This is a genomic window from Micromonospora rosaria (assembly GCF_001567585.1).
Taxonomy (GTDB): Bacteria; Actinomycetota; Actinomycetes; order Mycobacteriales; family Micromonosporaceae; genus Micromonospora; species Micromonospora rosaria.
In genome coordinates, this window is the sequence record NZ_LRQV01000020.1 from 56,306 (window position 1) to 67,404 (window position 11,099).

Here is an 11,099-nt window from a genome sequence, read left to right on the forward strand (position 1 = left end):
CTCACTCGGCGAGGGTGGCGAAGACCACCGTGTTGTTCAGGTACGTCCGCGCGGAGCGGTCGAACTGCCCGCCGCAGGTGACCAGCCGCAGGCCCGGCCGGTCGTTCGGGCCGTACACCAGGGTGCTGGGGAAATCGGTCTTCGGGTACGACCGGACCGCCTCGACGGTGAAGGTGAGCGTCCGGCCGTCGGCCCGGCTGACCCGGATGCTGCTCCCGGGCTGGAGCGCGCCGAGTTCCCAGAAGACGGCGGGACCGTTGCGGTTGTCGACGTGCCCGACGATCACCGCGTTGCCGGTCTCGCCCGGACTGGCCCCCGGCTCGTACCAGCCGGTGAGGTCGGCCTGCTCCAGCGGCGGGGTCTGCACCGTGCCGTCCGGGTTCGTGCCCAGCGGGACGATCCGGGCGTGTACCCCGATCTGCGGGATCGACACGGCCGTCGGCTGGGACCGGGGCAGCGCGGCGGCCCCGTCCCGGGGCTCCTCGGACGGCGGTACCAGGTCGGGGTCGGCCCGGTCGGCGGAGGGGGTCGGCCCGGCCTGGGTCAGGGGCTGCGGTGGCGGGGCGGTGGTCTCGGGGCGCATCGCCACGCCCAGCATCGCCGCCCCGGCCATGGCGACGGTGAGGACGACGGCCGCGCCGGCGGCGCGCCACGGGGTTCCGTGACGGCCGCCGGCCCGGTTCGTCCGCACGTCAGACCAGGGATCCATTGGTCCGGCGCCGCCGCATCAGCACGACGCCACCGAGCGCCGCGGCGCCCAGCATGCCCGCCCCGCTGGCGGCCAGGCCCGTGTCGGTGCCGGCCCCGGTGCCGCCGGCACCGGCCTCGACGCCGCCGCGCGGCAGGACGACCAGTTCGCCCTCGCCGCACGAGCCCTTGAGCTCGTACGCGCCCGGCTCGGCGTCCCACGGGATCTTGACCTCGGCGAAGTACACGAACTCCTTCTCCTCGCGCGCCTCGTCCTCGCCGGCCCGGTCGTGCTCCTTGGCCTCGTCGGACTCCTCGCCCTTCTTCTCGCCCTCGTGCTTCTTGTCGCCTTCGTCCTTCTTCTCGCCCTCGTGCTTCTTCTCGTCCTCGTGCTTCTTGGCTTCCTCCTCCTTCTTCTTCCGCTCCTCCTCTTCCTTCTTCTTGGCCTCGTCGGAGGCGTCGTCGGCGGCCCCGCCGGCCCAGCCGCCGTCCTCCTGCTTGCCCTCTTCGTAGGAGCCGCTCTTCTCGCCGTGCGAGCCCTTCTCCTCCTCGCCGTAGGAGCCGCGCTCCTCGCCGTAGGAGCCCTTCTTCTCGCCGTGCGAGCCCTTCTTCTCCTCGCCGTACGAGCCGCTTTCCTCGCCGTAGGAGCCCTTCTCCTCTTCGCCGTAGGAGCCGCGCTCCTCGCCGTAGGAGCCCTTCTCCTCGTCGCCGTACGAGCCCTTGCCGTGCCAGGACTCGCCGCTCCGCTCGCCGTCCTTGCCGTGCCGGCCGCCCTCTTCGCGGTCCTTCTTCTCGGCGGGGCGCAGCTTGACCTTCCCGGTCACCTCGGACCAGACGAAGGCCTCCTTCTGCGCCTCCTCGCAGACCTCGACGAGCTTGACCTTGTGCCCGGCCTCGACGACCTCGGGCTCGGCCAGGACGTGGCCCTTCTTGTGCTCACCATCCGGCCGGCCCCCGTCGGCGAGAGCGGTGGCGGGAGCGAACACCAACAGCGACGCACCGCCGAGGGCGGCACCAGCGACGACCTTCCCGAGCATCTTGTTAGCCATGACCTGAGTCACTCCATCCCTTTTTGTCCTGAACCCGGCGACAGCCGAGCTACGACCGACGTTAGACCGTTTCGCGAGTTATGAGGGGAAAAATTCGCGTTTTGCTATCGGTTGGGTGACCCGCCGCTCCAGCGCCGTAAGCGGGCCTTGCCCACCGGGTGCGCCGGTCCGGCCCGGCCGGGGGATCTCGACTCGATCGCCCCGGCCGGGCCGGACCTGTCCGGGTCGGGCGGGGTCAGCGGAAGCAGCTGCCGACCGAGGTGGGACTGCCCTCGCAGTTGGTGGGCTGGTTGCGGGCGATGACGCTCTCGTCGTCGACGGCCGCCCGCAGTTTGTTCGCGTGGACCCCGCCCGGGTTGCGGACCGCCCGGTTCCCGGTCACCTGGCTGGCGAAGAGGCTGACCTGCCCGGACGTGGCGTGGATGCCGCCGCCGGCGGAGGTCGCCCCGACGGCGCCGTTCCCGCTCACCTCGGTACGCCGGACGGGCACGTTGGACTGCTCGACGTACAGCCCGCCGCCGTTGCCGCGCGCCACGTTGGCCCGGACCACGCTCTCGTCCAGGGTGAGCAGGCCCTTGACGGCCGAGATGCCGCCGCCGTTGCGGGTGGCGACGTTGTCGCGGACGGTCATACCGCGCAGCGCGAGCGTCGCGTCGGCGTTGGCGACCCCGCCGCCGACCTCGGCGGTGTTCCCGACGACCTCGGTGTCCCAGACCCGGGTACGGGCCGAGAAGCTGGCGATGCCGCCGCCCTGCGCCGCCTGGTTCTGGCGGAAGGTGCTGTCGCCGACCTCGGCGGCACCCCGGAAGTTGGCGAACCCGCCGCCGGTCGAGGCGGCGCGGTTGTCGGCGAAGGTCGAGCCGGTCACGGTGAGGACGCCCCCGTTGAGCAGGGCGCCGCCCCGGCCGGTCTTGGCGGCGGCGACGTTGCGGGTGAAGGTGCTGTCGGTGACGACCAGGTTGCCGTCGTTGAAGACCGCCCCGCCACCGCCCTCCGCCGAGAAGGAGACGCTGTCGGTGACCGTCACCCCGTCGAGCACCGCGCTGCCGCCGTGCACGACGTGCACGCTGCCGCCCTCGGCGACCGAGCGGCCGTTGCGGAGGGTGACGTCGCTCAGTTTCAGCTCGCCCCCGTCGCGGACGGTGAAGAAGCGGAACTCGGCCGCGTTCGGGTCCCGGGCGATGGTCGCGCCCGCGCCCCGGATCTCGATCGGGTGGTAGACGACCGGCAGGCCGGAGCTGTTCTCCCGGCGGAGCTCCGCCCGGCTCTTGTCGGTGTTGGTGGCGTTCTCGCCGTTCTCCAGCCGGTCGGCGGTCTCCCGGGCGTCGCGCACCCCACCGTCGAAGCGGTCGTCGTCGGCGGCGGCCTCGGTCAGCACGTAGGTGCACGACGAGGCGAGGCGCAGCACGCCGCCACCCTGCGCGTCGAGGTGCACGAGCGCGGCGATGAGCCGGGCCGGGTCGCACGGCACGTCCAGCGTGACCCCGGCCGGCCGGTCACCCTGCGTGGTGGGCCGGCTCGGCGGGGACGGCTCCGCGCGGTCGGTGTCCCCGTCGCGGGGTGTGCCGGTGGCCCGGACGGCTCCAGGGTTGAGCGCGACCGAGGAGGACCCGGCGAGCACCGGGCCGAACAGGTCGGTTCCGCCGGGCGGGCCGGCCACCCCGGTCAGGCCGGTTGCCCCGGCCACCAGGCTGCCCGCCACCAGCCCGCCGGCCAGCAACCGTCGCCGCCTGGTCCGGGCCCGGGGCTGGCCCCGGCCGTCGTGGCTCCTGTGCAACGTCGACATCGAGTTTCCTGCCTTTCACGGATGACACGGCCGCACCAGACCGGGCGCGGAGTGGCTGAACGTCTTTCACAGTCACTGAAGGTCACCGTAAGGCGTAAACTGGACATCAAGGGTCAATATGAAGAAATCATATGAATCTTCTTAGAGTTTCATTGTGGTGGCGAATCGTGACGGCCAGGTTTCGGTCGTGCTGGTTCGGTGGGAGATAATTAATCGAGCCGTTGCCATGGAAGCGCTCCCATGCAAGAATCGCTGCACGCGGTTCGGGGAGCCACACCGCGAAGGCAGATGTCGAGGGCAGCCGGTTCGCCGGTACGACACTCCGCCGCCGGCCGGCCGTCGCGTCGGCCGTGACACCACCACCAGCCCGTCCGGGTCGGGCACCCCCCGAAAATCCCGTGGCACCGATGGCCGTCCTCCAGGGCGTCCCCCGGGGCCGTACCGCTGGGTCGATCGTGGACCCGGTCTCGCCCAAGGAGAACACAGGCATGAATGTGTGGAGAAGGCTGTCCGGCCAGCGCCGGGCGCTCGCGCTCGCCGGCGCGGGGGCCCTGGTCGCGGGCGGACTGGTGACCCTCCCGGTCACCGCGGCGCACGCCGCGACGCAGTGCGACGTCACCTGGACGACCAACGACTGGCAGGGTGGCTTCACCGCCAACGTCACCATCAGGAACATCGGTGACGCGGTCAACGGCTGGACGCTGGGCTGGACGTTCCCGAACAGCAGCCAGCGCGTGGTGCAGGGCTGGTCCGCCGAGATCAGCCAGACCGGCAGCCAGGTGACCGCCCGGAACCTGTCGTACAACGGCTCGCTGGCCAGCGGCGCCTCGACCAGCTTCGGCTTCAACGGCTCGTGGAGCGGCAGCAACCCGAAGCCGACCTCGTTCACCCTGAACGGGACGGTCTGCAACGGTGGCACCACGCCCACCACGCCGCCGACGACCCCGCCGACGACGCCCCCCACCACGCCGCCGACGACTCCGCCGACGACGCCCCCCACCACGCCGCCGACCACCCCGCCGGTGGGCGGTCCCCGCGTGGACAACCCCTACCTGAACGCCCGGGGTTACGTGAACCCGGAGTGGAAGGCCAAGGCCGAGTCCGTCCCGGGCGGCAACCGGATCTCCAACACCTCCACCGCCGTCTGGATCGACCGGATCGCGGCGATCGAGGGTACCGACAACAGCCAGTCCAACGGCCCGATGGGCGTGCGTGACCACCTGGACGAGGCCCTGCGGCAGGGTGTGGACTACATCCAGTTCGTCATCTACAACCTCCCCGGCCGCGACTGCGCCGCCCTCGCCTCCAACGGTGAGCTGAAGGCGGACGAGCTGCCCAAGTACAAGGCCCAGTACATCGACCCGATCAAGGCGATCCAGGGCGACGCGAAGTACCGCAACCTGCGGATCATCAACATCATCGAGATCGACTCGCTGCCGAACCTGGTGACCAACACCTCCGGCAACCCGGGCGGCACCGCGATGTGTGACACCGTGAAGGCCAACGGTGCCTACGTCAACGGTGTCGGCTACGCCCTGGCGCAGCTCGGCTCGATCCCGAACGTCTACAACTACATCGACGCCGCCCACCACGGCTGGATCGGCTGGGACAGCAACTTCACCCCCACCGCCAACATCCTCCGGGACGCCTCCCGCGCCTCCGGGGCCTCCGCGGCCAACGTGCACGGCTTCATCGTGAACACCGCGAACTACTCCGCGCTCAAGGAGCCGTACGTCAAGATCACCGACTCGGTGAACGGGCAGACGGTCCGGCAGTCGAAGTGGATCGACTGGAACCAGTACAACGACGAGCTGACCTTCGCCCAGGCCTTCCGCAACGAGCTGGTCCGGGTCGGCTTCGACGCCAACATCGGCATGCTGATCGACACCTCCCGCAACGGCTGGGGCGGCGCCGCCCGGCCCACCGGCCCGGGCCCGTCGACCAGCGTGGACGCCTACGTCAACGGTGGCCGGGTGGACCGGCGGATCCACGCCGGTAACTGGTGCAACCAGGCCGGTGCGGGCCTCGGCGAGCGGCCGACGGCCGCCCCCGAGCCGGGCATCGACGCCTACGTCTGGGTGAAGCCCCCGGGTGAGTCGGACGGCTCCAGCCGGGAGATCCCGAACACCGACGGCAAGGGCTTCGACCGGATGTGCGACCCGACCTACACCGGTAACGCCCGCAACGGCAACAGCATGAGCGGCGCCCTGGGCGACGCCCCGATCTCGGGGGCCTGGTTCCCGGCGCAGTTCACCCAGCTCATGCAGAACGCGTACCCGCCGCTCAGCTGAGCTGACGGACACGCTTACCCGCCGCTTCCGGTAGTGAGGCACCGAGCGGCAGGTTCCCCCGGGGTCCCCGACCCGACCGGCACCGGTCGGGTCGGGGACCCACCCCTCTTCCGCCCCGCGTCCGCCGACCCGCCCCACGGGCCGGCGGACGCGGGGCGGCGCGGCTCAGCGGCCGACGTGCCTCAGCGGCCGACACACGTCAGCGGCCGGTGCAGCTCAGCGGCCGGCACCAGCCCGGGAGGCGGCCCCGACTCAGGGGACCGTCCGCTCCACCGCCGCCGACCCCTGCTCGGCCAGGTCCCGGCGGGCGCGTTCCAGGTTCTCCGGGGTGCGGTCCTGACCCCGTGCCGCCACCAGGTCCTCCGGTTCCCAGGGCTGCTCACCGCCGGTCCGGATGGTGTCCCCACCGGCTCCGGTGCCGGCCCCGTACGGGTCGCCGAGCAGGTCGTCGGTGGCCGGGCCGGCGTCGACCGGCTCACCGGGACCGGCGAACCGTGGGCTGTCCCGGTCGACGCCGCCACCGGTACGCAACTGCGGCACGGTGCTCTCGTCGTCCACCGCGGCGGCCACCTCGGGGCTCTCCTCCAGCGGCCGGCGGCCCTGATCCCGTTGCGTCATGATTGCTGCCCTCCTGTCCCCAGGCGCGTACCCTCGTCCCACTCGCGTACCCCCTCCGACGGCCACCATGCCGGGTCGCGCGGAAGGAAGGGCCCCTTGTTAACGCCTCCGGTAGAGAAGGGAACCCTTCTCACCACCCCGGCCGGGCCGGCGAGGGCGGGCGACGCCGAGGGCGTGGCGAGGACGAAGCGAGGGCCAGAGCGAGGCGAGGGCCAGGGCTAGGGCTAGGGCTAGGGCTAGGGCTAGGGCGTACCGGAACAGGAGACGACGCCCCAGCCGGGGTGGCGGGGGCGTCGTCGGGTCAGGGCGTCGTCGGGTCGGTCGGGGTCAGCGGCCGAGGACCCGGTCCAGGAAGTCGCGGTAGTGCCGGACCGCCACCCGGAGCTGCTCGGTGTCGTCCGACCCGCTCTCCTGCCAGCTTCCCAGCTTCTCCTTCTGCGCGGCGAGGGCGGCGGCCAGCGCCTGGATCGCCTCGTCGACCAGGGACTGCGCCTGGCCCGCGGCGGCCTTGGGGTCGTCCACGAAGCGGAGCTGGACGTCGCGCCAACGGTCCCGGAAGCCCTGCGCGGTACCCGGGTCGAAGAGTCGGGCCGCGTCCACCGGCACGTTCCCGGCCGGCTGGTCGGCGTCGCCCAGCCCGGAGCCGCCGTCGGCGTCGGGGTCGACCATCGTCGGCGCGGCCCGGCCGTACCCGGTGCCGCCCGTGGCGGCGTCGCCCGGCCCGGTCCGGCCGGTCGTCCGGTCCGGCCCGCCCGGGATGGTGGTGACCGGGACGGTGTCGTCGCGCCGGTCACCGGGGTCGGCGTGCCGGCCCGGGTGGTCGTTCGTGCCGGTGCGACCGCTGGCGTCGGCGCGGTGCAGGCGGTCGGCGGCGGTCGGGTCGGCTCGTTCGGCGTCGAACCGGTCGGTCCGGCCCGGGGCGCCGTCGCCCGGCTGGGCGGTGTCCTCGCCCCGGGGGTCCCGCTCGTCCTCGGGCCGACCGCCGGCCAGCGCCGAGGCGGCCACGGCCCCGCCCACGGTGGTCGCACCGAAGGCGGTCGGCAGCGGCCCCGGCTCGTGGAACTCGGGCCGGCCGTCCCGCCCGGTACCGTCCCGGTCGGTGGTGGCGCTCCGGTGCCGGCTGCCGTCGGCGACGCCCCCGTCGACCCGCTCACCGGCGACCGTGGGGTCGTCGAAGGTGCCCCGGTCCTCCAGCGCGTCCTCGGGTACGTCGGTACGGCCGGCGCGGTAGCTGCCGTTCGTCGTGCCCTCCACCGGTACCGGCGCGGACCGTACGGCCTCGGGCTGGTCCTTGTTCACCTGCTGCTCGTCCTGGCGCATCGCGGCTGGCCTCCTCAACGGGTCGGTACGTCCTGCGGGGTCTGCTGCTCCGGCCGACGTGCCGCCTGGTGCGGCTCCTCCCGGCGCTGCTCCGGGGCCCGCTGCGCGGTCGGCTCGACCGGTCGCTGCTCCGGCGTCCCGGGCGCGTGCGGCGTCCCGGGCGTGGTCGGCTCGGCGTGGCGCGGCTGGGGCGTCCCGGGCGTGACCGCCCCGGTGTGGCGCTGCTGCGCCGTCCGGGGCTCGACCGGTTCCGTGCCGAGCAGGTCGGCGAAGAGGGCCCGGTAGTGCACGACGGCCTGGCGCAGCTCCTCGGTGTCGGCCTCGCCGCGCTCGTTGCGCAGGTGGATCTCGTGGGCGTCCCGGTAGTGGCTCAGCGTCCGGGCGTGCTCGACGGAGAGATGGGCGATCTGGTCCTCGACGTCACCGGTGGGGTAGCCGCGTTCCGCGACGAGCCGGGTGACGAGCTGGTGGGCGTCGCCGACGGTCTCGGCCGGCGAGTCGACGAACCGGACCTGGAGTTCCTCCCAGGCCGCCGTGTACCGGGCCCGGGACTCGGGCGTGAGTGGGGTCAGGGTGAGTTCGGCGTGCCGGCGCTCCCGGTCCCGCAGCTCCCGCTCGGCGGCGCTGCGACTGTTCCGTTCCGCGACCACCCGGTCGTACTCCGGGCCGAACCGCTGGCGTAGCGCGCGCCGTCGACCGGCGACCACCACCGCCGCGGCCACGGCCGCGAGCACCAGCACGACGAGCACCAACACGATTACCTGCGTGGACGTCATGGCTCCTCCTTCACCTCCTGGTATTCCCTGCTGCCGGTGATCGCCAATCCCGATCCGGGGTACTTTCCTCGGAGGTTGCCGCAAAAGGGCCGGCTTCGGGCCGAAACGCGCAGGGCACACCGCAGCGGCGACCGGCCAGACCTGACCGGATCCAGAGAACGGGCGGGCCGACGCCGGCCGGATCGAGCAATAACGCCGGCCGGATCGAGCGATAACGCCGGCCGGATCGAGCGATAACGCCGGCCGGATCGAGCAACGACGTCGGCCGGCTTCGGGCCGTCCGGTGCCGCCGGTCGGCACCGGTCCGGTGGGGCATCGACGGGGGTTCCGCGGCGGCAACACCTGATCGAGGCCGCCGCATCGAGCGTCGTACGGGGTGTCCGGTCGTCCCAGTTGTCCCTTGTGGAGAGTTCCGACCGGTGACCGGGGCGGCCACAGCCGGTAGTGCATCCGCCCTCGATTACGTATCCTGCCCAAGGTGCCCGTGCCGGTGCCCGGCACCGTGGCCGGGTCCGCCGCTGGTCGGGTGCCTCTTCCGTCACCTGTCCGGGCGAGGTTGCGATGAACACGCGTGACTGGCCGATCCGCGCCAAGCTGGCCGCGCTGGTCGTCACCCCCGTTGCCGCGCTGGTGGCACTGTGGATCTTCGCGACCACGCTCACCGTCGGCCCGGCCAGCGACCTGCTCGACGCCCGGGCCCTGCTCGACGACTTCGGTCGTCCCGGCGAGCGGGTGGTCGCCGAGTTGCAGAACGAACGCCGGCTCTCGATGGTCCACCTGGCCGGTACCGGCTCGACGCCGCCGCTGTCGCGGCAGTGGGAGCGGACCGACGTGGCCGTGGCCGACCTGCGCCAGCGGCTCGCCGGGGAGTCCCTCCGCGGCGCCACCAACGACCTGCTCGACGCCCGCCTCGACGAACTGCTCGGCACGTTGGACGCGCTGCCCGCCGGTCGGGGCTTCATCGAGCGGCGGGACGTCGACCGGGCCGGCGCGTTCGGCCTCTACACCGGCATGGTCACCTCGGCGTTCCAGGCCTTCGGGGCGCTGGCCACGCTGCCGGACGCGGACCTCAACCGGCAGGTCGGGGCGCTCACCGACCTCGGCCGGTCCCGGGAACTGCTCGCCCAGACCGACGCGCTGGTGGCCGGTGCGGCGACCGCCGGCCGGTACGCCGAGGGTGAGCACACCCGACTCGTGCAGACCATCGGCAACCAGCGCTTCCTCATCGAGGGCGCGGTCGCCGAACTGCCCTCGGCGGACCGTACCGCCTACCGCCGGCTGACCGAGCGCGACGAGGCCCGCCGGCTCCAGGCGATGCAGGACGACCTGGTCGCCGCCGGCCGCACCGGGCGCCCCCCGGTGGACCTCGCCGACTGGCGGGCCAGCCACGACGCCGTCCAGCAGCTCATGCGGGACTTCGAGCTGACCCAGTCCGACGCGATGGCCGACCGGTCGGTGCCGGTCGCCATCGGCATCCTGCTCCGCCTCGGCGGGGCGGGCCTGCTCGGGCTGCTCGCCGTGGTGATCTCCGCGCTGGTGGCGCTGCGGGTGGGCCGCTCGCTGGTGCAGCGGCTCACCACGGTCCGCGACGCCGCGCAGGAGATGGCCGACCGCCGGCTGCCCGACGTGCTGCGGCGGCTGCGACGCGGCGAGGACGTCGACGTCGCCCGGGAGGCACCCCCGCTGGAGTACGGCCGGGACGAGATCGGCGAGGTGGGCCGGGCGTTCAACGAGGTACGGCGGACCGCCGTCAAGGCGGCGGTGGACGAGGTCACCCTGCGGCGTGGCCTCAACGAGGTCTTCCTCAACATCGCCCGGCGCAGCCAGGGGCTGGTACACCGGCAGTTGGCCGTGCTGGACCGGCTGGAACGGCGGGCCGAGGACCCGGACGAGCTGGCCGAGCTGTTCCGGGTCGACCACCTGGCCGCCCGGCTCCGGCGACACGCCGAGGACCTGGTGATCCTCGCCGGTGCGGCGCCCGGCCGGGGCTGGCGCAACCCGGTGGCCATGGTCGACCTGGTCCGGGGCGCCACCAGCGAGGTCGAGTCCTACGACCGGGTCGACGTGACCGTGCTGGAGCCGGCCGCCACGGTCGGCCGGGCGGTCGGGGACGTGATCCACCTGCTCGCCGAGTTGATCGAGAACGCCACCGCCTTCTCCCCGCCGCACACCCGGGTCGAGGTCAGCGGCCGGCGGGCCCGGGACGGGTACGCCATCGAGGTGGTCGACCGGGGGCTGGGGATGTCGGCCGCGGCCCTGGCGGAGGCGAACCGCCGGCTGGCCACCCCGCCCGATTTCGACCCCGCCGAGAGCGCCCGGCTCGGGCTGTTCGTGGTGGCCCGGCTCGCCGGCCGGCACGGCATCCGGGTGCACCTGAGCCCCTCCACGCACGGCGGGGTCTCCGCGACCGTGCTCGTCCCGGCCGACCTGATCACCACCGAGCCGCCCGCGCCCGCCGCGCCGGACCAGGGCCGGATGGCCCGGGTGACCCGGCTGCCCGCCCAGCCGCGCCCCCGGGGCAACCGGGTCACCCGGGAACGGCCGGCCACCTCGGCGCCGGTGGTCCCGCTCG

The 11,099-nt window shown here is 73.3% G+C and carries 8 protein-coding genes; 2 read left to right on the top strand and 6 right to left on the bottom strand.

What is annotated here, in order from left to right:
• Window position 1: 1 nt before the first annotated feature.
• From AWW66_RS08710 to AWW66_RS08720, 3 genes are all read right to left on the bottom strand, one after another.
• Entirely contained in the window at window positions 2-691 is a 690-nt protein-coding gene (locus AWW66_RS08710) for a class F sortase (protein ID WP_067362412.1), read from the bottom strand.
• Between the two features lies 1 nt (window position 692).
• A complete protein-coding gene (locus AWW66_RS08715) occupies window positions 693-1,736 on the bottom strand; it encodes a putative sodium/potassium/calcium exchanger (protein ID WP_067362416.1) in 1,044 nt (347 codons plus the stop codon).
• 235 nt (window positions 1,737-1,971) lie between these two features.
• The gene (locus AWW66_RS08720; RefSeq protein ID WP_067362419.1) at window positions 1,972-3,522 is read right to left on the bottom strand and encodes a right-handed parallel beta-helix repeat-containing protein; all 1,551 of its coding nucleotides are present in this window, start codon (window positions 3,520-3,522) and stop codon (window positions 1,972-1,974) included.
• A gap of 488 nt (window positions 3,523-4,010) precedes the next feature.
• Between AWW66_RS08720 and AWW66_RS08725 the strand changes: the two genes are divergently transcribed.
• On the top strand, window positions 4,011-5,813 hold the full coding sequence (locus tag AWW66_RS08725) for a glycoside hydrolase family 6 protein (protein ID WP_067362422.1): 1,803 nt from the start codon (window positions 4,011-4,013) through the stop codon (window positions 5,811-5,813).
• A 252-nt stretch (window positions 5,814-6,065) separates the two neighbouring features.
• Here AWW66_RS08725 and AWW66_RS08730 read toward each other — a convergent pair whose 3' ends face one another.
• From AWW66_RS08730 to AWW66_RS08740, 3 genes are all read right to left on the bottom strand, one after another.
• Window positions 6,066-6,431, bottom strand: a complete 366-nt coding sequence (locus AWW66_RS08730; protein WP_067362425.1) for a hypothetical protein — start codon at window positions 6,429-6,431, stop codon at window positions 6,066-6,068.
• A gap of 327 nt (window positions 6,432-6,758) precedes the next feature.
• Complete coding sequence (locus AWW66_RS36370) at window positions 6,759-7,751, bottom strand: hypothetical protein (protein WP_067362428.1); 993 nt, start codon at window positions 7,749-7,751, stop codon at window positions 6,759-6,761.
• Between the two features lie 14 nt (window positions 7,752-7,765).
• Window positions 7,766-8,527 (bottom strand): hypothetical protein, encoded by a 762-nt coding sequence (locus AWW66_RS08740; protein WP_396890346.1) that lies wholly within the window; start codon window positions 8,525-8,527, stop codon window positions 7,766-7,768.
• A 561-nt stretch (window positions 8,528-9,088) separates the two neighbouring features.
• On the opposite strand from AWW66_RS08740, the gene AWW66_RS08745 reads away from it, so the two are divergent.
• On the top strand, window positions 9,089-11,099 hold a 2,011-nt coding region (locus tag AWW66_RS08745; RefSeq protein ID WP_067362431.1), incomplete at its 3' end, for a sensor histidine kinase.

What these genes read in the sequence shown, in the direction of transcription:
- AWW66_RS08715 (WP_067362416.1), bottom strand. Translation starts at nt 1,736, where the DNA reads ATGGCTAACAAGATGCTCGGGAAGGTCGTCGCTGGTGCCGCCCTCGGC.
- AWW66_RS08720 (WP_067362419.1), bottom strand. Translation starts at nt 3,522, where the DNA reads ATGTCGACGTTGCACAGGAGCCACGACGGCCGGGGCCAGCCCCGGGCC.
- AWW66_RS08725 (WP_067362422.1), top strand. Translation starts at nt 4,011, where the DNA reads ATGAATGTGTGGAGAAGGCTGTCCGGCCAGCGCCGGGCGCTCGCGCTC.
- AWW66_RS08730 (WP_067362425.1), bottom strand. Translation starts at nt 6,431, where the DNA reads ATGACGCAACGGGATCAGGGCCGCCGGCCGCTGGAGGAGAGCCCCGAG.
- AWW66_RS36370 (WP_067362428.1), bottom strand. Translation starts at nt 7,751, where the DNA reads ATGCGCCAGGACGAGCAGCAGGTGAACAAGGACCAGCCCGAGGCCGTA.
- AWW66_RS08740 (WP_396890346.1), bottom strand. Translation starts at nt 8,527, where the DNA reads ATGACGTCCACGCAGGTAATCGTGTTGGTGCTCGTCGTGCTGGTGCTC.